20 protein-coding genes are annotated in these 24113 nt (G+C 44.9%); 1 reads left to right on the top strand and 19 read right to left on the bottom strand.

The window, feature by feature from the left end:
• The first annotated feature begins 62 nt into the window (after positions 1 to 62).
• Positions 63 to 3062, top strand: a complete 3000-nt coding sequence (pruA, locus tag LZ23_RS13520; RefSeq protein WP_045214951.1) for an L-glutamate gamma-semialdehyde dehydrogenase — start codon at positions 63 to 65, stop codon at positions 3060 to 3062.
• 83 nt (positions 3063 to 3145) lie between these two features.
• Here pruA and LZ23_RS22695 read toward each other — a convergent pair whose 3' ends face one another.
• The 19 genes from LZ23_RS22695 to hrcA all read right to left on the bottom strand — a co-directional run bounded on the left by LZ23_RS22695 (position 3146) and on the right by hrcA (position 23928).
• Positions 3146 to 4279 carry an ATP-binding protein gene (locus tag LZ23_RS22695; protein ID WP_052507368.1) on the bottom strand — a complete coding sequence of 378 codons (1134 nt, stop codon included), beginning with the start codon at positions 4277 to 4279 and terminating at the stop codon, positions 3146 to 3148.
• Positions 4280 to 4393: 114 nt separating this feature from the next.
• Positions 4394 to 5056, bottom strand: a complete 663-nt coding sequence (locus LZ23_RS13510; protein WP_045214949.1) for a TVP38/TMEM64 family protein — start codon at positions 5054 to 5056, stop codon at positions 4394 to 4396.
• A gap of 51 nt (positions 5057 to 5107) precedes the next feature.
• Positions 5108 to 5986, bottom strand: a complete 879-nt coding sequence (locus LZ23_RS13505) for a hypothetical protein (protein ID WP_045214947.1) — start codon at positions 5984 to 5986, stop codon at positions 5108 to 5110.
• A 224-nt stretch (positions 5987 to 6210) separates the two neighbouring features.
• On the bottom strand, positions 6211 to 7938 hold the full coding sequence (gene recJ / locus LZ23_RS13500; protein WP_045215463.1) for a single-stranded-DNA-specific exonuclease RecJ: 1728 nt from the start codon (positions 7936 to 7938) through the stop codon (positions 6211 to 6213).
• Between the two features lie 106 nt (positions 7939 to 8044).
• On the bottom strand, positions 8045 to 8899 hold the full coding sequence (locus tag LZ23_RS13495) for an HDOD domain-containing protein (protein ID WP_045214946.1): 855 nt from the start codon (positions 8897 to 8899) through the stop codon (positions 8045 to 8047).
• 24 nt (positions 8900 to 8923) lie between these two features.
• Complete coding sequence (locus LZ23_RS13490) at positions 8924 to 9700, bottom strand: tetratricopeptide repeat protein (RefSeq protein WP_045214944.1); 777 nt, start codon at positions 9698 to 9700, stop codon at positions 8924 to 8926.
• 106 nt (positions 9701 to 9806) lie between these two features.
• Positions 9807 to 10508, bottom strand: a complete 702-nt coding sequence (pyrF, locus tag LZ23_RS13485; protein WP_045214943.1) for an orotidine-5'-phosphate decarboxylase — start codon at positions 10506 to 10508, stop codon at positions 9807 to 9809.
• 28 nt (positions 10509 to 10536) lie between these two features.
• Positions 10537 to 11160: a guanylate kinase gene (gene gmk / locus LZ23_RS13480; RefSeq protein WP_045214942.1), complete on the bottom strand. Its 624-nt coding sequence runs from the start codon at positions 11158 to 11160 to the stop codon at positions 10537 to 10539.
• A complete protein-coding gene (locus LZ23_RS13475; RefSeq protein ID WP_045214941.1) occupies positions 11153 to 11422 on the bottom strand; it encodes a DUF370 domain-containing protein in 270 nt (89 codons plus the stop codon). The genes gmk and LZ23_RS13475 overlap by 8 nt, the downstream gene beginning before the upstream one ends.
• A gap of 213 nt (positions 11423 to 11635) precedes the next feature.
• The gene (locus tag LZ23_RS13470; protein ID WP_045214940.1) at positions 11636 to 12517 is read right to left on the bottom strand and encodes a YicC/YloC family endoribonuclease; all 882 of its coding nucleotides are present in this window, start codon (positions 12515 to 12517) and stop codon (positions 11636 to 11638) included.
• A gap of 1 nt (position 12518) precedes the next feature.
• On the bottom strand, positions 12519 to 13058 hold the full coding sequence (locus tag LZ23_RS13465; protein WP_045214939.1) for a DUF4416 family protein: 540 nt from the start codon (positions 13056 to 13058) through the stop codon (positions 12519 to 12521).
• 428 nt (positions 13059 to 13486) lie between these two features.
• Entirely contained in the window at positions 13487 to 14752 is a 1266-nt protein-coding gene (mtaB, locus tag LZ23_RS13460) for a tRNA (N(6)-L-threonylcarbamoyladenosine(37)-C(2))-methylthiotransferase MtaB (RefSeq protein WP_045214938.1), read from the bottom strand.
• Positions 14749 to 15792 (bottom strand): tRNA 2-thiouridine(34) synthase MnmA, encoded by a 1044-nt coding sequence (gene mnmA / locus LZ23_RS13455; RefSeq protein WP_045214937.1) that lies wholly within the window; start codon positions 15790 to 15792, stop codon positions 14749 to 14751. Before mnmA ends, mtaB begins: the two co-directional genes overlap by 4 nt.
• A gap of 3 nt (positions 15793 to 15795) precedes the next feature.
• Positions 15796 to 17271, bottom strand: coding sequence for an Asp-tRNA(Asn)/Glu-tRNA(Gln) amidotransferase subunit GatA (gatA, locus tag LZ23_RS13450; RefSeq protein WP_045214936.1), 1476 nt, complete (start codon positions 17269 to 17271; stop codon positions 15796 to 15798).
• A 190-nt stretch (positions 17272 to 17461) separates the two neighbouring features.
• Positions 17462 to 17746, bottom strand: coding sequence for an Asp-tRNA(Asn)/Glu-tRNA(Gln) amidotransferase subunit GatC (gene gatC, locus LZ23_RS13445; RefSeq protein WP_045214935.1), 285 nt, complete (start codon positions 17744 to 17746; stop codon positions 17462 to 17464).
• 87 nt (positions 17747 to 17833) lie between these two features.
• Complete coding sequence (locus LZ23_RS13440) at positions 17834 to 19789, bottom strand: type 1 periplasmic-binding domain-containing protein (RefSeq protein WP_045214934.1); 1956 nt, start codon at positions 19787 to 19789, stop codon at positions 17834 to 17836.
• Between the two features lie 104 nt (positions 19790 to 19893).
• Positions 19894 to 21822: a molecular chaperone DnaK gene (gene dnaK / locus LZ23_RS13435; protein ID WP_045215462.1), complete on the bottom strand. Its 1929-nt coding sequence runs from the start codon at positions 21820 to 21822 to the stop codon at positions 19894 to 19896.
• Positions 21823 to 22066: 244 nt separating this feature from the next.
• Positions 22067 to 22645 (bottom strand): nucleotide exchange factor GrpE, encoded by a 579-nt coding sequence (grpE, locus tag LZ23_RS13430; RefSeq protein ID WP_045214933.1) that lies wholly within the window; start codon positions 22643 to 22645, stop codon positions 22067 to 22069.
• 239 nt (positions 22646 to 22884) lie between these two features.
• Positions 22885 to 23928 carry a heat-inducible transcriptional repressor HrcA gene (hrcA, locus tag LZ23_RS13425; protein ID WP_045214932.1) on the bottom strand — a complete coding sequence of 348 codons (1044 nt, stop codon included), beginning with the start codon at positions 23926 to 23928 and terminating at the stop codon, positions 22885 to 22887.
• Between the last annotated feature and the right edge of the window lie 185 nt (positions 23929 to 24113).

The following is a 24113-nucleotide window of genomic DNA, read 5'->3' as shown; positions in this document are numbered from 1 at the left end:
TGATCAAGCAGCTTCAGGCGTAAAACTGATGCCTGATAACTTTTTTAAGAGGAGGATATCCAATGAACAGCGATGAGCTGAATGTGAAAATCAGAGCCAGAGGACAGGAATTTTTTAAAAGCATCAGTGGCGAGGCTCCGTCAATTTTCAATAAAGGCTGGTGGACCGGTAAAGTAATGGACTGGGCAATGCGCAATGAAGATTTTAAGGTTCAGCTGTTTCGATTTGTGGATGTCCTTCCATATCTGAATACTTCAGAGTCTCTGACTAAGCATATCCAGGAATATTTTGGAGGTGAAGGGCAGGATATTCCTTCGGTTCTGAAGTGGGGTGCCAAAAGTTCCGGCTGGGGTGGCGGCCTTGCTGGAAAATTAATGGCCAAATCCATTCGATCCAATATTGAGAGCATGGCCAAACAGTTTATCATTGGTGAAAACATTAAGCAGGCTCAGAAAAGTCTGAACAAGCTGCGCAAGGATAATTTTGCCTTTGCTGTAGACATTCTTGGAGAGGCAACTGTCAGTGAGGCTGAAGGAGAACAGTATAAGCAAAGCTATCTGGAACTTCTGGATGGTTTGGCTTCCAGTCAGGGAAGCTGGAAAGCTCTTGGTGCTGAGGGTGATAAGGACTGGGGGTATGCGCCTAAGATCAATGTGTCCATTAAGCCTTCCGCTCTTTATTCTCAGGCCAGACCCTCGGATTTTGCCGGATCAGTAGCGGGAATATGCAGAAGGCTCAAACCTGTTGCTCTCAAGGCCAAAGAAATTGGCGCTCATCTTTGTATTGATATGGAGCAGTACAAGTTTAAGGATATTACCATTGAGGTTTATAAGAGGCTGCGGGCTGATGCAGATCTCAAGGATTTTCATGAGCTGGCTATTGTGCTGCAGTCTTATCTTGTGGATACAGACAATGATCTGGAAGAGCTTCTTTCATGGTCGCGTGAGCAGGGTTTGCCCATAGCCATTCGCCTGGTCAAGGGGGCTTACTGGGATTATGAAACAGTCATTGCCAAACAGTCAGGCTGGAAAGTTCCTGTTTATGTTGTAAAAGCTGAAACTGATGCTGCTTTTGAAAGGCAGTCCAGAAAGATTCTGGAAAACAGTGATATATGTTATTATGCCTGCGGTTCTCATAATATTCGCTCCATTGCTGCTGTCATGGAGACCGCCATTGAGTTGAATGTTCCTGAGCAAAGATATGAGTTTCAGGTCCTTTACGGTATGGCTGAACCTGTGCGTAAGGGGCTGCTTAATGTGGCCAAAAGGGTCAGACTTTATTCTCCTTACGGGGAGATTCTGCCGGGCATGGCTTACTTAGTGCGCAGACTTCTTGAAAATACCGCCAATGAGTCATTTCTGCGCCAGAGTTTTGCAGAAGGCACTGATACCGACAAACTTCTTGAAGATCCAGTGATCACAGCTAAAAATGAAAAGGCAGCCAGACCACCTCAGGAAAAGCCTCAGGGCAAGGTGCCTCCATTTGTCAATGAGAGTTTTGCTGACTTCACCTTGCTGGAAGAACGTGAAGCCTTTCCTGCAGCCATTAAAGAAGTTCGAAACGAAATGGGAGGTGTTTATCCTCTGATAATTAACAATAAAGAGGTCATAACCGATGATCGGCTTACTACAGTGAATCCAGCTGATCCTGATGAAGTGGTTGGACACGTATGTCAGGCTTCCAGGCAGGAGGTTGACCAGGCACTCAATGGTGCCAGAGAGGCATTGCCCATGTGGCGTGATTTGAGTCCTGAAGATCGAGCCAACTACCTGTTCAAGGCTGCTGATATTGCCCGCAAGGATATTTTCAAGCTTTCAGCCTGGCAGGTGCTTGAAGTGGGTAAGCAGTGGAATCAGGCTCATGCTGACGTGGGTGAGGCCATTGATTTTATGGAATATTACGCCAGGGAAATGTTAAGACTGGGAACGCCCAGGCGCATGGGCAGGGCACCTGGAGAGGTCAACCATCTTTTTTATCAGTCCAAAGGCATTGCTGCGGTTATTTCGCCCTGGAACTTTCCTCTGGCCATCAGTTGCGGAATGACTTCAGCGGCCCTGGTTACAGGGAATTGCGTATTATACAAACCTGCAGGAGTGGCATCTGTGATTGGTTATGGTCTGGCTGAAATATACCGCCAGGCAGGCATACCTGATGGAGTATTTCACTATATACCGGGACGAGGCAGAATTATCGGTGACTATATTGTTGAGCATCCTGATGTCAGCCTGATTGCGTTTACTGGTTCCATGGAAGTTGGTCTGCGCATTGTAAACAAGGCCTCAGTTGTTTATCCGGGCCAATTGCAGGTAAAACGAGTTATCGCTGAAATGGGTGGTAAAAACGCCACAATTGTTGATGATGATGCTGATCTGGACGAGGCTGTTCTGGAAGTGCTGTATTCAGCTTATGGATTCCAGGGCCAGAAATGCTCTGCCTGCTCGAGAGTTATTGTTCTGGAAAATATTTACGATAAGTTTATTACCCGACTGGTGGAAGCAGCCAAATCTGTGAAAATTGGGCCAGCTGAAGATCCGCAATGCTATATGGGGCCGGTAGTTGATAAATCTGCTCAGGAAAAGATTCTGGAGTATGTTGATGTGGCCAGGCAGGAGGGCAGTATTCTTTACAGTTCTGAAGTTCCGGACAAAGGCTTTTATGTTCCTTTGACCATTGTGGACGGTATAACTCCCGAGCATAGAATAGCTCAGGAGGAAATATTCGGTCCGGTTCTGGCGGTAATGAAAGCCAGAGATTTTGATCAGGCTGTTGAATGGGCCAATTCCACCCAGTTTGCACTGACCGGTGCTGTATTCAGTCGAAGTCCCAGCAACCTGGAAAAGGCCAGGAAAGATTTTCGTGTGGGCAACCTTTACCTTAACAAGGGCAGCACTGGTGCGCTTGTGGAAAGGCAGCCATTTGGCGGGTTTAAAATGTCAGGTGTGGGATCCAAGACTGGCGGGCCTGATTATCTTGTACAGTTCCTTGACCCGAGATGCGTGACAGAGAACACTATGCGCAGAGGTTTTGCTCCCATAGAAGAGGATGATGACTGGGTGGCTTAGAGGTTTAAGATTTAGATTAGTTGTTTTACTGGGGCGAACCATATGTTCGCCCTTTATCCCCGACTATCATCACCGCCCAGCTCTCATCCCATTTGCGCATCTATCTCCCGCAAAAACATCTCGAGCCCGATCTCCATGCTTCTGCCCTGGAGCCTGTATTCCCCCCGGGTGGGGTTGTAGTAAAGAAAATTTTGCTGAACCAGGTAATGAAGTTCTTCCTGCAAGGATTCCTTGTCCGGAAAGTGACTCTCCTCGAGAATACGTCCCATCCGGGATTCCTTTGCATATCCCATGAACTGAACGTTTTTCAGTATTTCCCTTAGTAATTCCGTTTTGGGAGTATCCAGGGCGGCATACTCCTCAAAATAGCTCATGGCCTGCAAGACATACCTGGCCACAACACGCTCCATTTCTTTTTGTGGTACCATTCCATCCCGGCACACCTTCAAAAACTGCCCGAGTACGGTGGATATCTCCCAGATACTGCCCCCGAAATGCTCCCAGACGTATTCAATCTGTTCACTGGTCAAGGTAAAATCGGTGATACTCGACTCTTTTTCCAGATTGTTCAACCAATAAACAATATCCTCTTTCGGCAGGTAGTCCACTTCAAACAGCTCGCTGGTTTTTCTTAGCTTGCTGTCGTTGTACAGCCTTTCAATGAAATACCCGTCCGAGCTGGCAATGAGCACGTGGCACAAGTGTGATTCCTTGGTCATGGCCACGAAGAAGTTAAACATCTCGTTGAGCAGCTCCCGGCCGCCGTTGAAATATATCTCAGACAGGGCCTGTAACTCGTCGATGATGATCAGCGGGCGCTTGCCTTTCCTGGCGATTTTTTCCAATTCCCGCTTCATGACGATGAACGGATCCAGCTGCTTGCTTTCCAGCCCCTTGAGCGTTTCCACGCTGAGCTTGAACACCTTCAGATCATACTGTCGGGTCTCTTTGACCTGCTCGCTGTTCTTGCGCTCGAAAAAGGCCCGCAAAAAGCTCTCATAGTTGACCAGCAACAATCTGCGCAGGTTGAAATGCTTGATTTCGTATTCTTTCTGGGACAGGTTCCGCTCAATGAACCGATAAATCAACGTCGTCTTTCCGCTGGACTTGGGACCATAAAGGAACAGAATGTGCTCCGGACGTTCTTGTATCCAGGAATTCAGGTAATCCAGCTCGCCCTGCCGATTGACGAAGGCGGGTTCTTTTATGTAACGCACTATGATCACCTCTCCAATTTCAACAGTTGTCAGGAAAAAGCTGACATGGGTTGTTTATAATTTGTAGTGTCATCGTTATATTATAGTAATCTTTAACAACTATTGTAATTTTTTTTACCCGGAAGTCTTATGAGTGTCTGCCTGAAAGTACTTTTTTTGGATGACAACCCCCAGCAGGGAGAACAGGACCAGAACAATGAGGGGCAGCAGAGTGCTCATGGTGATTATGGGCTGTTGATCATCAAGGTGCAGGGCTGAATAGATGGCTGAGCAATAGATAAATCCTTTAAAGGCAAAACCAAGAGTTGTACTGATAATAAAAGGAATCATCCTTACTTTTAGAATACCGGCACTGTAATTGATGAAGGAATGAGGAAAACCCGGCAGACAGCGCAGGGCGCAAAGCTGAAGAAATCCGGAATTTTTCTGCATGATTTTGTAAACTTTTGTTTTCTGAAACCTTTGCGCTCCGTCAGTCATGCGTGATGCAAAGTAATAGGCGGCAAGACTGCCGAAAAGTCCTCCAGCTGTTACAATCAAGGTTGCTGCCCATGGAGTGTATATTACTCCAACAGTCCACATAAGCAGCGAACCTGGAAAGGCCAGCATATACAGGATTATCTGGATAAGCACTGCTATGGGGGGCAGCCACCATGATTCCGCCAGAATTTCGAGGTTTGACAGGGCATCTTTCAGGTCGATAATCTCAGTTTTCTGCAAGACTATTCCTGTTACAAGAATCATTAACAGAATGGTTATTTTAAAATAGCCTTGCATCTTGAGATTTCAAAGTTCCTGGTTCTTAGTTCTTGGTTGATTTGATTTGTCTTAAAATCGCCAGTTCACTGATGCACGTACCCCCGGAGTGTTATCCAGTTTTTCCGTGCTGATGCGTTTTCCGCTTCTCGTATATAATTTCCACTTCCTGTCCACCAGAATATATGGACCAAAGTTAATGGTCATCTGCTCCAGAGGCTTGAGTTCCATTTCCAGACCCAGCTTGATTGATCTATCCCAATAGTAGCCCTTGGAACTTACAGGGCTGTTGTCTTTGAGTCTGTAAACTCTTGATGCCAGTGATCCGTATGCCTGAGCTGCAATTTTTTCGTTAAATCCGTATCTGACTTGAGATCTGGGCAACCCCAGACGGGCAGAAAAACCTGATTCTCCTGTTGGCGCATAACTGACCTGGATACCTGGAAGGAAAAAGCTGCGTACAGGATGGTAAAGTCCTACTGCACCAACGCCGGCAGACCATCCATTGGGAAATATTCGAATGAAAGAAACGTCGGCAGAACCTCCGAAAGACTTGGAAAGCTCCTTTTCAAATGCGCTGTAAGAGCTGAAGCCTGCATTGATCATCCATTGCCGGCTCAAAAAAAATGATTTTCTTCCGGACAGAGTGACCTGGTGCAGTCCGGTCCACGGAGTACTGTCTGCATCGCTTATTTCAGACCGGTTTGCATGGTCCCACGAGTAGTGAGTATGTTCGTATGCAAGAGTAAAGTATGAGTATGAGCCTGAAATGTTATATCTGGTGCTGGAAACATCGGTACGGCTGTTTTTGATGCCTGATTTAAACCTGTACTGAGTTTCTGCCTTAAGAGAAATACGATCTGGATCTGACTTAAAAGTTTGCGCCATTACAGGTGAAACAATAAAAAAGAACAACCCTGAAAAAATCCAAACCCACAACAGCCTGTTCATAAATATCTCCTCTATGGGTAAGTGTTAATTGCTGAGATTGATTGCAATCAGTATAATGTAAATTCATCCAGGCTGCCTATGTTTTAAAGCTTAAAGCTTAAAGCTCAAAGGTTAACGCTTAAAGTTCAAAGCTTAAAACTTAACACACAAAACTTAAAACTTAAAACTCAAAACTCCAGCCTGTCGATCCTTGTTCCAGTAAGGTTGTAAAATTCGCCTGTCTGTTACTTTACGCTCAGAATTTCTCTGATATTCAAGCGGATGCTCGTTACTCCGCGGTAGTGATTAATAGCAGGAGTATAGGCCACAACTACTTTTTTGCCTTTAATGGATTTTTGTCCCCATGTATCGCCTTTTCTCCAGAATTGGGCACGGAGGGCTACTTCGCTATTTTCATCCTTGAGATGAAAACGGATGTGTTTGTCATTTCCAAATAAAGTCTGGTCCAGAACTGTAAGTTCGGGTGAAAGAAACACCGGACGGGGATTGCCGGGACCAAGAGGTTGAAGAAGTTCCAGCTCGGAAATGAGCTCAGGGTTTATTTCATCCAGGTTAAGTGCAGCATCCAGCATAATTTCTCTTGAAACCGGGCCTGGGCCAAGAGCTTTAACAACCTGTTCATCAAAAAGCTGCCGGAATTCTTCAAGATTGTCCGGGGCAATGGAAAGGCCGGCAGCCTGGCTGTGGCCGCCGTATTTTTCCAGAACATGACTGACGGCGCAAAGACTTTCATAGAGGTTGCATTTTTCAATACTGCGTCCAGAGCCTTTTAAATAGTCACCGTCCTGCGTTAGAACAAAACAGGGCTTATGAAACTCATCAACAATTCTTGAGGCTACAATGCCGACAACTCCAGGATGCCATTCTGGATGATAAAGCACAAAACTATTGTAATCCATCATCTTTAAGGCCATTTCCCGGGCCTGTTCTAAGATGATCTGTTCTGTTTTTTTGCGCTGCTCATTGAGTTTGTTCAGTCTGTGAGCCAGTTTTAGAGCAAGGTCGTGATCAGATGTAAGCAGAAGTTCCAGGGCAATGGCTGGATCGTCAAGCCTTCCTGCAGCGTTGATTCTCGGCCCCAGAGCAAACCCGACTTCTCCAGCTCCTATATTGCTGTTTCCATTGATGCCGCTTACTTCTTTCAAGGCTTTTATGCCTGGCCTTTCATGCTTATCAAGAAGCAATAATCCATTCTTGACCAGAATTCTGTTGGTACGGTCCAGGTGGACCAGGTCAGCAATGGTTCCCAAGGCTACAAGGTCAAGGAAATTGCGTATATCAAGCTGATCTCCCGGAAGAATTCTGTTTAGTGCAGCCATAAGAAAAAAAGCTGTGCCGACTCCTGCCAGTTCGGGATGCGGACATGGTCCGCTGATTTTGGGATTTATAATGGCGTTGGCCGGGGGCAGTTCCTGACCAGGTTGATGGTGGTCAGTAAGAATCACCTTTATGCCCAACTCTCTGGCCTTAGAAACTTCTTTTAAGTTGGATATGCCGCAATCAACAGTGATGAGAGTTTTGACACCCTCCTTTGCCAGGCTTTCCATTTCATGCATGTTCAGACCATAGCCGTCTTCCATGCGATGGGGCAGGATGGGGGTTATTTCATAACCTCGCTGGTTAAAAAAATCCTTAATTAGTGCAACAGATGTGATTCCGTCCACATCATAATCACCCCATACAGCGATTTTTTCCTTGTTTTCGATGGATGCTGCAAGGATACGGGCGGCTTCTTCCAGGCAGGGCCATTCATGCAAAGGAGGAAGATAACGGAGCCCCGGACTCAGGAAAAAATGCATGTCATCGTAGGTGGTCATTCCTCTCTGGTGCAGAAGGAGACACAAGACGGGTGAGATTTCCAAGCGCCTGGACAGGTCGTATATAAACTGTTTTGAAACTTCGGTGTTTTTAACACGCCATTTAAGTGTATTCTGAGAAACATGGGAATGCATTTTAGGTTTTTTGTCCGGAATAATTTTCAGGCAGGCCGTTATGGACTCATTCAGACACATGCTTGCCGGTATTATCTAACAAGGAGTGTCAAAGAGGTATACGACCTTAGTTGATAAAGAGGTTTTTGAGGTTAGTCAGGCGCGAAGTAGTAGATATATTGGCAGCTATATCCAAAGTTTCGTCGGGGTCCAGATCTAAGCGGGCAAAAGCCTGGTTGTCTAATGGCTCAGCACTGTTGGTCAGGTGATGACTCAATGTATCGGCCAGAAAAATAATTCGTGCCTGATCCTTGTATTTTTCCGCTGCTTTTTCAGGGATATGATGCCAGTTGATAGCTTCGGTAAGATTTTCCGGGAGATTCCAGCGTCTTAAAACCATGGATCCGGCAATGGCATGGTCAATTCCCCAATAATCCTGTTCTGCATCATAAATACTCATCCCGGAGTTACGGGCAATTTTTGTGATGGCTGACCAGGTCCATGGCTGACACATGGCAATCATGAGCTTGCCCATATCATGCAGAATGCCCATGGTGAAAAGATCTTCAGAGTCATTGCGTCCGCACATGGAGCATATCTCTCCGGCCATTACAGCCACTGTACATTGGTGATCCCAGTATTCATCAAGATTAATGACCTGATTTTTAATTTTGGCACCCATGGATTTCAAGGCAATAAACAAAATGATTCTTCGCAACTCTGCCATGCCCAGAATATTGAGGGCCCGTGAAACTGAGGATATCTGACCCTGCAAACCGTAATAGGCTGAGTTGGCTTTGGAGAGGATTTTGGCTGTGAGACCCTGATCTCTTGATATGAGCATGGATATATCATCCATGCTCATATAGGAATATGATGAAGTGCTTTGAAAAAGGGCTCCAAGTATATCAGGAGAAACCGGCAGTTCATTGCCGACTTCTGATAATTGAACCATGAATTGTTCCGCACTGTATAAGTCCATGATAAAGCTTCCGGTCGGTAAAATTTATTTAACCAGTTTTTTTTGTTTCAGGTATTTGACAAACTTAATGGCCTCTTGAAAATCAGGATTTAACTGCAGGGCCTTTTTGAGGTGCTCCAGCGTCTTGGGATATTTTTTAAAAGCAAAATACGCTCTGGCAACATTATAGTGCAGGTTTTCATCATTTTCTACAAGCTGGAGTGCTCTCTGATAATATTCCAAAGCCTGAGCATACATCTCCTGTTTGCGCAGGTTAATGCCAAAATCATTAAAAAGATGCTTATGTTCCTTTTCAAAGGCAGCGTCTAATTTTACCAGTCTTTCAAAAATATTATTGGCCTTGTCCTTGTCGCCTCTTTCGAGATAAGTAAGTCCCAGTCCGAAGTTGGCTCTTATGTTTTCTTCATCCACCTTAAGGGCGTTGTTATATTCAAACTCTGCGCTGAAACTCTCACCTTTCTGCCTGTGTCTGTCTGCCCTGGCAATGGTCTTGTTGAGTTCCCGCATCTTGGGATATACAGTATAGGTGTAGTACTCAGGCTCTGGCGAAAACTTTTCCAGCAGATCATCCTTGGAGATAATACTTTTGGGGCCTGATGGAACATAGTTGATGTTCAACGGCTGGATTTCCACCTGGTCGTCTTCGAGTTCTTTAACAAACCAGTAGGTTTTCTGGATGGTTTTTTTCTGAGTTGTTCCGGTGCCGACCTTGACTAAGCTCTGGGATGAAAAAACTCCGGTGATTAAGGTTTTGTCATCTTCAAGATCTTTGAGAATATCTTGTTCAGGATTGGTAGACATGAGTATTACTCCTTGATTACTTTTTTCAGAGTACTCTAAAAATGCTTTGTTAGCAACATAATTAATGGCGAGTATTTTGCGTTTATGAAATCAGGTTCATAGATACTCAATTGTTTGAGCTTTGAATCGAAGAAATTATTTTTTGCAGTGCGAGTAGAGGATCAGAGCTTCTGGTAACCGGGCGTCCAATGACAAGAAAGTCTGAGCCTGCCTTAACTGCTTCATTCGGTGTTACTGTTCTTTTCTGATCATCGCCCATGGATTGCAGGCGAATACCTGGAGTCACGATTTTGAAATCTGTTGCCGTGCTTTCTCTGATGTCTGCTGCTTCAAGTCCTGAACACACACAGCCGTCAAGCCCCCAGGCATAAGCGTCAAGGGCAAGTTTACGGGCAATCTGGCCGGCATTTATATTTTCAACAAAAGGCATGTCTCTGGTATCCATGCTTGTGAGCAGAGTAACTCCTATCAGCCGGGGAGCTTTGTCAAGTGCGGAACATGAATTTCGAGCATCAATGGCTGCCTCAATCATTTGCCTGCCGCCCGAGATGTGCAGGGTTATCATGTCAACATCAAAGGCTGAACAGGACCTGACAGCTCCAGCTACAGTGTTGGGTATATCCAGAAACTTAAGATCCAGAAAAACAGAAAAGCCCATTTCACGCAAGCTGGATACGATATGCTGCCCGCCTTTAATAAAAAGTTCCAGCCCGACTTTTACCCATACATTCTTGTTTTGGATTTGTTTTGCAAAATCCAAGGCATGGACAGGTTCAGCAAAGTCTAAGGCAATGATAATTTTACTCATGCTGTTGCACTACCTTTAAAAAAAATTACTATCCAGTGTGTATGGAATCATACTTTACAACACGCTCCGGCAGACTGGGCAGGCACGAAGGTCTTAATTTTTCAGCCCTGGCAATGGACTTGAGATCTTCATATGCTTGATGCAAATCATCATTAATTATCCAGTAGTCAAACATGGTGCTTTGCAGGATTTCGTCCTGAGCATTTTTCAGTCTGCGGGCAATGATATCTGACGAATCAGTCGCGCGTCGGGAAAGTCTTTGTTCTAAAGTTTTCAGTGAAGGAGGAAAAATAAAGATCAATACTCCTTTTTGCAGATTTTTTCTGATTTGAGCAGCTCCCTGAACATCAATATCAAAGATCAGGCTTTTTCCGCGATCAATGGCCCTGGTTACTTCTTTGGCAGGGGTGCCGTAAAAATTGCCATGTACCTCAGCCCATTCAGCAAAAAAATTCTCTTCTCGAAGATTTAGAAATTCATCTCTTGTGACAAAGTAATAATTCTGTCCATGTACTTCCCCCTGTCGCGGTTTTCGGGTAGTATATGAAATGGAAAAGCCAATGTCAGGATAATCCTTGATGAGCATGTTGATAAGAGTACTTTTACCTGTACCTGATGGAGCGCTGATAATTAACAGGATGCCTTTATTCATTGGATTTACCCCTGGTCCCTTCAAGACGCTGGGAGATAGTTTCAGGTTGAATGGCTGACAGAATGATATGGTTGGAGTCAGTAATTATCAATGACCGAGTCTTTCTACCCTGGGTAGCGTCAATAAGCATGTTGGCATTGCGGGCATCTTCTCTGAGCCTGCGCATGGGAGACGAACCATGGTTGACAATGCCCACAACCCGGGAGCTGACAACAAAATTGCCAAAACCGATATTTAAAAGATTAAGTTTGTTATCTTGCATTAGTAACTTACTCCTGAAACCCTGTCATAAAAAACAAGAAATTGTTATCAAAAATAGTTAAAGCTAATTGTTGAAGACAAAAGCCTGAATTCACTGCCTTACCCTGATAACAATTAACCACTAATCATTAACAAATAACAAATAACAGATAACAGATAACAGATTACTGGGTTGCGGGTACAGCCCGCGTTAGTATATTCCTGCTAATCTGACTTACTCAAGGTTCTGGGCCTGCTCACGACATTTTTCCAGCTCTGCCTTGAAATCAACAGCCACCCGGCTGATGTCTGTATTCTGGCATTTATTGGCACAGGTGTTGATTTCTCTAAATGCTTCCTGGAGCATAAAATCAAGTTTGCGTCCGATTTCACTGTGTTGATCAGTGAGTTGGCGCATGGCCTTAAGATGCGTTTTGAGCCTGGTTATCTCTTCAGATACATCAAGTCGGTCGGTCATAATGATCAACTCCTGGAGAAAACGATTTTCGTCTGCTTCAATATTCAAGTCATTCATAATTCTGGAAAGTTTGTCCTTGAGATCATTGAAGCGGTTGCTTGTATTATCTGCAACAAAACTTTCCATATGTTCAAGCAATGATTCCAGGCTTTCCAGGCGGGAGACGATGTCATTAAGCATGTTTTGACCCTCTGTCTGCCTTGACTCGTTCCAGTGCTTCAAAGCGGTTTTAAGCGTCAGAGCAAGATCTTCTTCCATTTCAGGGTTAATGCCTGACTTTTCCTCCACCCATAATGAGGAGTTTCTCAGAAATAGATTCAGGTCCGGTGCAAAGTCATGACCCGAGCTTCTTGCAAAGTCTTCAAGCTGGGTCAGCATGGCCCCGGCCATGGCCTGGTCAAAGCCTATTCCCAGTATCTCAGGGTTGTTGATTCTGAGGTGCAGGTTTACATCGAGTCTGCCGCGTAACGCATGTGCGCGAATGATTTTTTCCCATTTTTGCTGCAAAAAGTAAAGGGTATGTGGAACTCTCCATTTGATGTCAAGGTGCCTGTGATTTACGCTGCGAATTTCCCAGGTAACTGTCCAGTCCGGTCGGGTCATGGTTTTAGAACCATAACCGGTCATGCTTATTGCCATGCTAATTTTCCTTGCCCATATTCAGTTGTTTATAATAGTTATTTCTAATGATCCGCAAGTGATGCTTTATTCTGGAGGATGCGTAGTCAGGGAATGTCCAGTCCAGAGCTTTCCAGTCTCCTTTGGTGTAGATCATGGTCAAATCAGCCCATATGCCTTGAGACAGGTATATGCGATGAGTGAAGTTTTTGCCTGTGGCCAGCACTAACCTTTCAAGGGTGATCAGTCCTGGATCAAGATTAAAAATTCGTTTGCCATTGGAAAGATGTTTGTTTTCTAAAGTGTTGGTGAATAATTTGGTATCAACCAGTCTGTCTAATGGGAGCAGGGGTGAAAAGGTTAGTATTCTTCGAAAAATGGGTACACCAAGCTCATGATCGTAGTATCTGGTTTCGGTAAAATCAATGATATCTGTAATGTAGTCAACAGGTCCAAACTCAATTTCTAAGTCTGACTGAAGTGCAGGCCAGAAGTGCGACCACTTAGAACTGAGTATGGACAGGATTAGTTTGCCAGGTTCAGGAATTTTGGGTGTACTCATGGATATTTAGCTCGTAGTTTTTAGCTGGTAGCTGGTAGCTGGTAGCTGATAGCTGGTAGCTGGTAGCTGGTAGTCAAAATTTTTGTTCCCTGTCCATTATTCCTGGTTCTATTCATCCTTCTAAGTAACTAAAACCAAATTATCAACAAAATCTGACGTTTACAGTTTTCACATTTATACGATTTTTGCCTATGATACATGAACATTTGCCAGAAAATTTCCGTCAAAGATGGGAAATATGCACCTGGCACTGGGACTGTCCCTCGCTGTGTAAATTTTATCATTTAAGCAAATTTTTTCCAGGAACCAATGCAGCATCAATCTTTTTTATAGTACCTCGCGGGGACTGTCCCAATGTCCATAGAGGAGACTCATTTTCAGTTACTCGCATGTTCGGTCCCGGGCCGCCCGGGTGAAGAGCTTGTAAGTTACAGTGCTTTTACACAAAGCCCTTTGTCCTGCACTGATAGTGGCTGAGCCTGGATCATGCTTCTCGGGGGGAGTTCAGGAAAAGTATCAAGCACAGTACATTCAATATAGTATTCTGACATTCCTCTGTTTTCATTTTCTATGACCACTTGCAGCTTGGGCTGACTGAGAACTTTTTGCAGAAACTTCTGTTTGCAGCATAGAGCTGCTGCTTGTAAAGAGGCTGCTCTTTCCTTTTTCAGAGTAGAACTGATCTGGCCTGAGAATCTGGCTGCGGGCGTTCCCGGTCTTAGAGAAAATGGAAAGACATGCGCATAAGTAAGGGGAAGTTGGTTCATAATCCTGAAAGTGTCAAGATAGTCTTCATGGGTTTCTCCGGGAAATCCGGTTAATAGGTCTGCGCCAAGAGCGTAAACAGGCCAGATGGATTTCAGGTCATTGCAAAAACGTATCAGTTCTGCAGGGTTGCAGTGAGACCGGTTCATCTTTTTTAAAACTGCCGGGCTGCCGCTTTGTAATGATACATGCAGGTGCGGACAGATTTGATTATACCTGTTCAGGCAGTCAAGCGCCTTGGAATTAAGTTCTGAAGGCTCAAGAGAGCTCATGCGCAGCCGAAAATTTTCAGGTGCAGCCATGGTTTGGCGACAAACAAAGGCCAGGAGATCCCAGAAATCCTTCTGAGGGCTTAAATCTCTGCCATAAAGACGCAAGTTAATCCCTCCCATAATAATTTCTGTAAACCCCTTTTGCAAAAGACCTTCTATTTCCTGGAGAATGATTTGTGGTTCCCTGCTTCTCGGTACCCCCCGGGTTTGAGGAACTATGCAATAGGTACAATTGTGATCACACCCATCCTGTACCTTGACAATGGCCCGTGACCTGTAAAAGTCTGAGATGAAAAAATCCTGTTCCTGGCAGGAGGTACTTTCCAATTGTTCAAGGCCCTGGAGGAATCTGGTTTTATGTGTTTGCGCAACTACCTGTGCCACTTCATCAAGGCTCTGGAGTTCCTGCTCAAAAACTTGTGCTGCACACCCGGTGACAATTATTTTTGCTGTATGATTCTGTCGTGCCATTCTGCGGCAGCATTTTTTAAGATCCCTGACGGCTCTCGTGGTTACTGCACAGCTGTTAATTATAATGATCTCTGCTTCCTGAGGAGTGCTGGAGCAGTTTAAGCCTCTGCGGGCCAGGGATTCAGTAATGGCCTGAGATTCATACTGATTGATTTTGCATCCCAGGGTGATGATGTGGAAGTTCATGGTTTAGAAGAAGTTATTATGCCTGCAGCGAGAACCTGGCCATGCTGCGAGTAAACAGCTGCGATCTGACCTGGAGCAGCAATATCCTGAGGGTTTAAAAATTTGACAGTCATGCGTGATTTATTGATGGTCACTATGGCTGGATGAGGCCTGGAACGATATCTAATCTGTACCATGACTGTTTCGGGCCAGTTTTTTGGAGCTACGTGGATATTGATATCTTTGGCTTCACACCCTCTGCTCATCTGTTCCTGAGCATTGCCTACAATCAAGGCGTTGTTTTGAAAGTTTTTTTCAATGACATATAGTGGATGTTTATAGGCTATGCCCAGTCCTTTACGTTGACCTGGAGTGTAGTGCCATAGTCCCTGATGCTGTCCCAGCACTGTTCCATTGGTGGTCATGATAGGGCCTTTCAGGGTTTTGAGGTTTGGTCTCTGTTCCTGAATAAATGATCTGTAGTCATTTTCAATGAAACAAACTTCATTACTTTCCCCGGGAACCGGAGGGGTGATTCCTTTTTCACCGAGAAGTTTTAAAATGTTTTTCTTGGTTGATGTCTGCAGGGGGAAAACTACATGGTTTAAGACCTTAACTGGAACCAGGGATAAAAAATAGCTTTGATCCTTTAAGGGGTCCTGCCCTCGAAAAAGTGCTGGAATATCATTATTGGAATCAATTCGTGCGTAGTGCCCGGTGGCAAGCTGATCAGCTCCGAGAGATCTGACATGATCCATGATGAGCCCGAACTTTATCCGCTGGTTGCAGGTAACGCAAGGATTAGGAGTAAGTCCGTCAATATAATCCTGAACAAAGGGATCCATGACCAGGGTTTTAAATTTCTTAGCCAGGTCCAGTACTGTCAATTGCAAACCTATGGTGGAGCAAAAATCTGCAAGCAGTTTTTCTGTTTCATGACTTTGATGGTCAGTCTTAAAAAATCTGGCGTGGACCGGCATCAGTTTCCAGCCTGCCTCATGAAGGGAGAGTAAGGCATAAAGACTGTCAGCTCCGCCGCTTAAGGCCACTGCAGTTTTCATATATCAGGAAGCGGTGAGCCCCGCAGGAATGCCAAGTGGAGGCAGCGCGCTTTCCAGAATGTGGGCAGTGCTTAGAATGGTTGCTTCCTGAAAAGCAGGGGCAAATATCTGAATACCTGCGGGCATGCCGCTTTCATTGCCCAGCCCTGCTGGAATTGTCATGCCAGGCAGTCCTGCAAGGTTAAGTGAGGTTGTGAAAATATCCGTCATATACATCTGCAAGGGATCATGAATGTTTTCTCCAATCTTAAAAGCAGTGGATGGAGACGCAGGAGCGCATATTATGTCACAGGACTCAAAAGCTCGCATATAATCTTCAAGAATAAGGCGTCTGATCTGTGCTGCCTTTTTATAATAGGCATCATAATATCCAGCGGACAAAACATAAGTGCCGATCATGATCCGGCGTTGTACTTCTTCACCAAGAGCCATGGATCTGGTTTTACGGTACATTTCCAGGATATCTTTGCTGTCTTTATCCCTTACCCCGTATTTGACTCCATCATATCTGGCCAGATTGGATGAGGCTTCAGCCATGGCAATTATATAATAGGCGGCAATGCCCATATCAGCATGGGGCATGTCCACCTCAACCACTTTACATCCTGCGTTCCGGGCAGCGTTTAGAACATTTGTGCAGCACTGGCTGGTTTCCTGGCTCATACGACCTTTCCAGTACTGGTTGGGAAGACCAATGCGCAAGCCTTTAAGGCTGGTCTGCTGATAAGTAGCCTGTAAAAAATCAGGTACATGTTTTGGGGCAGAAGTGGAATCTTTGGGATCATGGCCTGAGATTACATTCAGCATAAGAGCTGCATCCCGGGCATTCCTGGTCATGGGCCCGGCCTGATCCAGGGATGAACCATAAGCTACAAGCCCGAACCTTGAGACACGGCCGTAGGTGGGCTTTAATCCGTTAATGCCGCAAAACGAAGCGGGCTGTCTGATGGAGCCGCCGGTATCAGTACCAATGGATGCATAACACTGCCAGGCAGCAACGCTGGCAGCAGAGCCACCGCTTGAACCACCGGGCACCCTTTGGATATCCCATGGATTTTTCGTGGTTTTGAAAGCTGAATTCTCTGTTGATGATCCCATGGCGAATTCATCCATGTTGTTTTTACCCATGATGATAGCACCGGCCTGCCTCAGTTTTTCCACCAGGGTCGCATCATAGCATGGTCTGTAATCTTGCAGAATTTTTGAACCGCAGGTGGTTGGGAAATCGTTTGTACAGATGACATCTTTAATGGTGATTGGTACTCCCCACAATGGCTTCTGACTATCCGGGCCTGTTTTGTCCATTTCCTGAGCCATGGTCTGGCAGGCTTCCTTATTCCAGCTTACAAGGGCGTTGATGACTGGTTCTGACTTTTCTAACTGATCAAAACAGCTGTTAACCACATCTAATACTTTGACTTCGCCTCTTTTCAGCAGTTCTCTAATTTCCAGCAGGGATTTTTTCACAATATCCGTCATAATATATCCTGATTTTGATATGTATTTGAAGGTTAGAAATTTATCGTTTCAATTCTGTAGCAAAAAACAAGAAATTGTTATCAGCTAATAATTAATTGTTAATCGTTGAATAACAAAAGCCTGAATCCACAGCCTTACCCTGATAATAATTAACAGATAACTCATAACCGGGTTGTGGGCACAGCTCGCATTAGATAATTTTGGGAACTATAAAGTACTTGCCATCCTGCATGGGAGCATTGCTGAGCAGTTTGCTGCGTTCATGTTCATTAATGACCTCATCTGGACGCATTACAGAAGTATTCTCACATGGAGAATACATAGGTTCGATGCCCCGGGTGTCCAATGAGTTCATTTTGTCCATATAACCAATGATATCATTAAACTGCTGAGCGAATTTCAGGATTTGGTCATCTTTTAATTCTAGCCTTGCAAGGCTGGCAATCTTTGCAATCTGCTGCGGTGATATATCCATGCTTGTTTGCTCCATTTTACAAATTAAATATTTTGTTTCTGACAAAGACAGACCATTGACAGTTTAACTTCAATGAGAGATTAAAATTCAGTTATTCTCCTGGCTTTGCCGTCTTTGCCAGAGTTCGTCCCGCCAGTGAATTTTTCTTTGCTCTCGAATCTGAATCAGAGAGTCAAAGTAATCCAGATCTACACGGGATAATGCGTTACGTTCCAGCTGAAAAATGTACAGGTCCTGTGAAGCATTTCCTTCCATGTCCCAGGTGATGGGGGCCATGCTCCAGTGATTGAAAGTGCTGGAATGAAGGGTTTGATTAATGTTATAGTACTGAGATGGGGCAGGCAACTCACCTGTATGCATGGCAAAATTGATAAAATCATATCCTAAGGCCACCCAGAAGTCCGGTTCATCCTGAAGATTCTCTTCCATGCCATGGATTAGATCAATGGAGGCTGTTTTAGAGCTTTGCGCATCCCAGGGACCCGGGGACATGGACAGAGAAAAGTACTGGTGCTCAGTAAAGCCTGGTGAATGGGATTCCGACCAGAGCATAGGCCCCATAAAGACCAGCTGATTCTGATCGTGATAAAAGAACTGGGGAAGCATGCCCTTGGCTCTGGAAAGGCTGTCAGGTATGAAAACTGCCTGAAAGTCAGGTGAGGGTTGCAAGTAAGGACTGCTGAAGTTGGTAATATCCAAAAGTGAGGCAACGATGCGGTTCCAGCGCTGAGGGTCGTCTGCCGGGTAACTGCTGACATTACTTACTGTTACCCCCAGCCTTTCTGCTTCTTCCAGGAAAATTCGGGCATAAGCTCTTCCAAATTCTTCTTCAGGGTAAAAAAGTGCAAAATTGGTAAAATTCAAACCTGAAGTTGTCTTCATGAGAAGGGAACGTATCTGATCTCTGTGACTGGTGAAAAATCTCCAGCCTGAGCGCCCTTCATCATTTATGTCTGGCAAAAAAGTAAAAAACGTTTTGTCTGAGTTAAGACCGGCTCTCTGGATATCATCCCAATGGGCCCTTGATACAGGTCCACCCACCATAGATACGGAGTTCATGTTTTGCAGTTTTTCTAACCAGCCCTCTTCATCAGTATTGATGAATCTTATTTTTATGGGGTTGCTGTCAGAAAGAGACTGCCAGTGAGCCAATCCTGCTCCGCGCATTATTTTCCAGCCTGCTGATGAAAAATTGCCGCTTAAAGGCAGTAGAAGTGCGATTTCCCTGGCTGGAACTCCAAATTTATCCATCCATGCCTGCAGTTGATTCTGATACGGGGACGGATCGGCAAATTGTCCGCGCTTAATAAGAGCCTGGAACTTGGGCAGGAGATCATTCCACATCCCAGGAGTCTGCTCAAGCACTAAGGCATGATAATGCCATGCAAAAACACTCCAGGGAAAATCTGTCTGATCCATGGGAATCAGGGCCTGCGCAGCCTGGTTCAGCTTGCTGGCAGGAAGAGATACAAGATATGAGATGAACTTGTTTTCAAGTGATGCTCTGCTCTGGAATGTCTCAAGCTGTGCATAGAGTGTTTGCAGATTCAGGGCTGCATTCTGAAAGTTGTGGCGGGCAAAATCAATCCTGGTCAGCTCCATGACTGCTTGCGTGCGTATCTCCGCAGGCAGCAGTCTGTCCCGGATCAGTTCTGAAAAATATTGATAGTATCGCTGTTCGCCTACAACCTTTTTCAGAGAATCGGCATACATCTCGTGCCAGGACCACAACCTTACAGCTGAGGGATCAATTCTGGACCATTCTTCAAGCTGGTTAACGGCACTTTCATAATCTTCAAGGTAATACGAACTGGTGGCAAGGCGTCTTAAAATGATGTTTTTCTGTCTGCGGGGCAGATCTGGAATCTGAGACAGCTCCTTGTACAGGCTCCGGCTCATGGCATAGTCCCTACTGTCCCAGTAGGATGCTGCCTGACGCATCAAGGGTGCTTCCGGAGCTTCAGGTTCAGGCATGATGCGTTTTTCGCAGGCCCAAAGCGTAAGAAGACATAATATTATCAGAATGGATTTAATTACATGCATCTGACAGAATTTCCCTTAGAATTCAGTTTAAAAATAATACAAAAAAGCCCGGCTCAAACTTGAACCGGGCTAGAATAGAAAGGTGCATAAGATGCTGTCAAGGTTTATTTGACTTCCGTGTAGTCAGCATCGACTACATCATCATCTCCTGATGATCCCTTCTGACCTGCACCTGCCTGCCCCTGAGGACCAGGACCTGGCTGTTGTGCTCCGGGATCTCCTCCGGGTTGAGTCTTTTGAGAGTAAAGTTTCTCAGCCAGTTTGTGGGATGCCTGGGACAGCTCGTCAGTGGCCTTGCGAATTTCAGCCTCATCTTCTCCTTCCATGGCCTTTTTCAGGTCCTCGGACTTGGCTTCAATTTCAGCCTTCAATTCAGCATCAATATTATCACCAAGGTCTCTCAGTGATTTTTCAGTAGTATAGATGAGGGTATCAGCGTGATTGCGGGCTTCTATGAGCTTCTGTTTCTTTTTGTCATCTTCAGCGTGAGATTCAGCTTCCTTGACCAGGTTGTTGATTTCATCTTCTGAAAGACCACTGGAAGCGGTAATTCGAATGGATTGCTCTTTACCTGTTCCGGTATCTTTGGCTGAGACATTAACTAAACCGTTGGCGTCAATATCAAAGGTAACTTCAATCTGAGGAACCCCGCGTGGTGAGGGGGGAATGCCGGCAAGTTCAAACCTTCCAAGAGTCATATTGTCATTGGCCATGGGTCTTTCACCCTGGAGAACATGAATGGAAACCGAAGGCTGATTGTCTGCGGCGGTGGTAAAAATCTGGCTTTTGCGTGTTGGAATGGTGGTGTTGCGGTCAATGAGTTTGGTAAAAACACCGCCCATGGTTTCAATGCCCAAAGACAGAGGAGTAACATCAAGCAAAAGAACATCCTTGACATCTCCGGAAAAGATTCCTCCTTGAATGGCGGCTCCCATGGCAACAACTTCGTCGGGATTGACGCTTTTGTTGGGTTCTTTGCCGAAAAATTCAGTTACTTTTTTCTGTACGAGAGGCATACGGGTCATGCCGCCAACCAGCAGAACCTGGTCCACTTCTGAAGCTGAAACCCCGGCGTCGCTCAAAGCCTTTTTGCAGGGGCCGATGGTCCGGTCAACCAGATCTTCCACCAGTCTTTCCAGCTTACCCCTGGTCAACTTGATATTCATATGCTTGGGACCATTTTGATCAGCAGTGATAAAAGGCAGGTTGACATCTGTTTCCATGGTGGTGGACAGCTCTTTTTTGGCCTTTTCTGCAGCCTCTTTCAGACGCTGCAGAGCCATCTTGTCCTGGGAAAGATCAATGCCATTTTCTTTTTTGAATTCGCTGACGAGGTAATCAATTACTTTATGGTCAAAGTCTTCGCCGCCAAGAAAGGTGTCTCCGTTGGTGGAACGAACTTCCACAAGATTGTCTCCAACCTCGAGGATGGAAATATCAAATGTACCGCCGCCAAGATCAAAGACCGCGATTTTTTCATTGGCCTTTTTGTCTGCACCATACGCAAGAGATGCGGCAGTAGGTTCATTAATTATTCTCTTTACTTCCAGTCCGGCAATTTTACCTGCATCTTTAGTAGCCTGACGCTGACTGTCGTTAAAATAAGCAGGTACAGTGATTACTGCTTCTGTTACCTTTTCACCGAGATAGGCTTCAGCATCACTTTTGAGTTTCTGCAGAAGCATTGCAGACACTTCCGGCGGGCTGTACTTCTTGTCCCCTACCTGAATGTGCGCATCGCCACCTGAGCCTTCTGTAATTATATAAGGGCAGCTTTTTACCCAGTCGGTCAGTGCCGGATCATTGAATTGACGCCCCATCAGTCGTTTGAACGCAAATATAGTTTTTTCCGAATTGGTAACTGCCTGTCTTTTGGCTATTTCACCTACAAGTCGCTCCTTGTCTGTAAAGGCAACAATGGAAGGTGTGGTGCGGCCTCCTTCAGGGTTACTTACACACTTTGCCTCCTTGCCTTCCATGACATATACACAGCTGTTGGTGGTGCCAAGGTCGATTCCGATTATTTTTCCCATATTTATGAGCCTCCTTAATTTGTCGTATCTGTTCAGGGTTTTCAAGTGCAGTACAAGAATCTGATTTTCAGCAGCCACATCCGGCAGACAAGAAAATGTCATCAGGTGTGTGAAAAATAAAGCAACTGAAGTGAATCAGATTTCCGTCACACTTGAAAACTATAAACAAATACAATTTTTAAAAAATTAAATAAATCCTTTCATAATTATAATATTCTGGTTGTAAAGATCAGCATTAAACATTTTAACAAGATTTTTTGCTGACCATGACTTTTGCAGGCCGCAATAAGCGGTCGTTGAGGACATACCCTTTCTGCATGACATGACATACTGTTTCATGATCCATGTCATCTCGTTCTTCCTGAGCCAGTGCTTCATGGAAGTTCGGATCAAAAGGCTCTCCCACATAGCCGACCTGAACAAGCTTGTTTTTTTCCAGGATCTGCTTGAAAATGGACAAAGTCATATCCACACCGCTGACAAGTTCCTTGCAGGCATCATTCTTTCTGCCATGCTCGAGAGCCAGTTCAAGGTTGTCCACCACAGGAATTATTTCCTCAACAAAAGAAGATACGGCAAATTTGCAGAATTCCTCCTTTTCCCTGTTGAGTCGTTTCTTGTAGTTATCAGACTCAGCCACAGCTCTAAGCGCCTTATCTTTTTCTTCCTTGAGCAATCTGCATTCAGGACAAATTTTTTCTTCACAAAGAGATCTGAGTTCATCAAAGGATATTTCTATGTGTTCTTCCAATTCCTCCTGAGGGTCATCTTGCCCTTCCATCTCATATTCTTCAAAATCCAGTCTGTCTTTTTCTTCAGACATATATCCTAACCTCCAGAGTATTTTTTGTAGTGGGTAAACCCGCTAAGAACTATGCATTTTCGAAATTTTTGGGGGCTCTCCTGAAATCCATTAACAATTACCGAAAAAGTTTCGTTTAATGATCAAAAATTTGTGCCTGGCACAGGGAGTGTCTCAATTTTAAGAGAGATGACTCACTTTAAGCTACTCGCAGGATTGGTCTCGGTTTGTCGGGGCGGAACGTTTGCAACTCAGTGACACTATTCTGCTTCTGAATTTTCGTATATTTCCTGCAGGAACTGACTAAGAATTTTTGCTGTTAAGTCAACAGCCGGAACTATTTTTGAATAGTTCATTCTGGTGGGACCGATGATACTTACCGTGCCGATATTGTCCTGTAAGCTGTAAGGTGATGAAATTAATGAAAAATCACTTAATTCATCCATTTTTTGTTCCTGGCCCAGAATGATATTCAGGTTTCTGCTTTCTATGGTCTGATCCAGAAGTTTGAGAAGCTTGGACTTTTCCTCCAGCATTCGGAAAAGCTCGCGCATTTTGTTGATGTCCGCATGTTCATTTCCTGTAAAGAGATAATGAGTGCCCTCAACAAAAACTTTTCTTGTGGTGTTTTGAAAAGACTCCTGAGCAAGTTTCAGGGCGTTTTCATAAAGATGTTCAAACTGCTGTCTGGCGTTTTTCATCTGGTCCAGAATTCCGGCTCGAACATGCTGCAGTGTTTTGCCCTGATAATGCTCATTGAGATAATTGCTGAACCTGATGAGATCATCAGATGATATTTCCTTGTCTACCTTGATGACCTTATTCTGAATCATTCCTCCTTCCATGATGAGGATGGACATGACCAGTCCAGGGCGCAGCAGAACAAAATCAATCTGCTGCCACCTTATGAGCTGATGACTTGGAGTAATGATGAGACTGATCTGGTTGGACAGAACAGAAAGCAGTTTACAGGCCTGACTGAGAGTCTGGGACAGATCAGGGCCTACACTGGTCAGCGTGGCCTTTATTTTTTCCTGAATCTCCGAAGAAACAGGTTCCACTTCAAGGTTGGAATCCAAGTATATTCTGAATCCTTTTGCCGTGGGAATTCTGCCAGCTGATGTGTGGGGCTGTTCAATGTAGCCTGCGTCTGACAGGTCGGCCATTATATTTCTGATGGAAGCAGGGCTCAGTTTCAGGGTTGAGTCTTTGGAAACAGTCCTTGATCCCACAGGCTGGCCTGTCATAATATAGTTTTTGATTATAGTGAGCAGTACGTCAGTTTGTCTTTTATTCAGAGTCATTGGTTTTACCTCATTAGCACTCTATGTTACAGAGTGCTAATGAAGTAACAACGCTTGCCCTGTCTGTCAAGGCACGCGATAGGAGTGGCTGTGTTAAAGCGGTGTGGGATTTTGAATTGTTGGGAAGATACAGGGGGAAGGCTGAAGGAGGAAGAGGGAAGACTGAAGGCTGAAGGCTGAAGGAG

It is taken from the genome of Desulfonatronovibrio magnus (assembly GCF_000934755.1).
Taxonomy (GTDB): Bacteria; Desulfobacterota; Desulfovibrionia; order Desulfovibrionales; family Desulfonatronovibrionaceae; genus Desulfonatronovibrio; species Desulfonatronovibrio magnus.
The sequence above is the reverse complement of the archived record's forward strand: the minus strand, read 5'-3'. Positions and strand labels throughout refer to the sequence as shown.

Coding starts and splice junctions, on each gene's coding strand:
- pruA (WP_045214951.1), top strand. CDS start 63: ATGAACAGCGATGAGCTGAATGTGAAAATCAGAGCCAGAGGACAGGAA.
- LZ23_RS13510 (WP_045214949.1), bottom strand. CDS start 5,056: ATGCAAGGCTATTTTAAAATAACCATTCTGTTAATGATTCTTGTAACA.
- LZ23_RS13505 (WP_045214947.1), bottom strand. CDS start 5,986: ATGAACAGGCTGTTGTGGGTTTGGATTTTTTCAGGGTTGTTCTTTTTT.
- recJ (WP_045215463.1), bottom strand. CDS start 7,938: ATGCATTCCCATGTTTCTCAGAATACACTTAAATGGCGTGTTAAAAAC.
- LZ23_RS13495 (WP_045214946.1), bottom strand. CDS start 8,899: ATGGACTTATACAGTGCGGAACAATTCATGGTTCAATTATCAGAAGTC.
- LZ23_RS13490 (WP_045214944.1), bottom strand. CDS start 9,700: ATGTCTACCAATCCTGAACAAGATATTCTCAAAGATCTTGAAGATGAC.
- pyrF (WP_045214943.1), bottom strand. CDS start 10,508: ATGAGTAAAATTATCATTGCCTTAGACTTTGCTGAACCTGTCCATGCC.
- gmk (WP_045214942.1), bottom strand. CDS start 11,160: ATGAATAAAGGCATCCTGTTAATTATCAGCGCTCCATCAGGTACAGGT.
- LZ23_RS13475 (WP_045214941.1), bottom strand. CDS start 11,422: ATGCAAGATAACAAACTTAATCTTTTAAATATCGGTTTTGGCAATTTT.
- LZ23_RS13470 (WP_045214940.1), bottom strand. CDS start 12,517: ATGGCAATAAGCATGACCGGTTATGGTTCTAAAACCATGACCCGACCG.
- LZ23_RS13465 (WP_045214939.1), bottom strand. CDS start 13,058: ATGAGTACACCCAAAATTCCTGAACCTGGCAAACTAATCCTGTCCATA.
- mtaB (WP_045214938.1), bottom strand. CDS start 14,752: ATGAACTTCCACATCATCACCCTGGGATGCAAAATCAATCAGTATGAA.
- mnmA (WP_045214937.1), bottom strand. CDS start 15,792: ATGAAAACTGCAGTGGCCTTAAGCGGCGGAGCTGACAGTCTTTATGCC.
- gatA (WP_045214936.1), bottom strand. CDS start 17,271: ATGACGGATATTGTGAAAAAATCCCTGCTGGAAATTAGAGAACTGCTG.
- gatC (WP_045214935.1), bottom strand. CDS start 17,746: ATGGATATATCACCGCAGCAGATTGCAAAGATTGCCAGCCTTGCAAGG.
- LZ23_RS13440 (WP_045214934.1), bottom strand. CDS start 19,789: ATGCATGTAATTAAATCCATTCTGATAATATTATGTCTTCTTACGCTT.
- dnaK (WP_045215462.1), bottom strand. CDS start 21,822: ATGGGAAAAATAATCGGAATCGACCTTGGCACCACCAACAGCTGTGTA.
- grpE (WP_045214933.1), bottom strand. CDS start 22,645: ATGTCTGAAGAAAAAGACAGACTGGATTTTGAAGAATATGAGATGGAA.
- hrcA (WP_045214932.1), bottom strand. CDS start 23,928: ATGACTCTGAATAAAAGACAAACTGACGTACTGCTCACTATAATCAAA.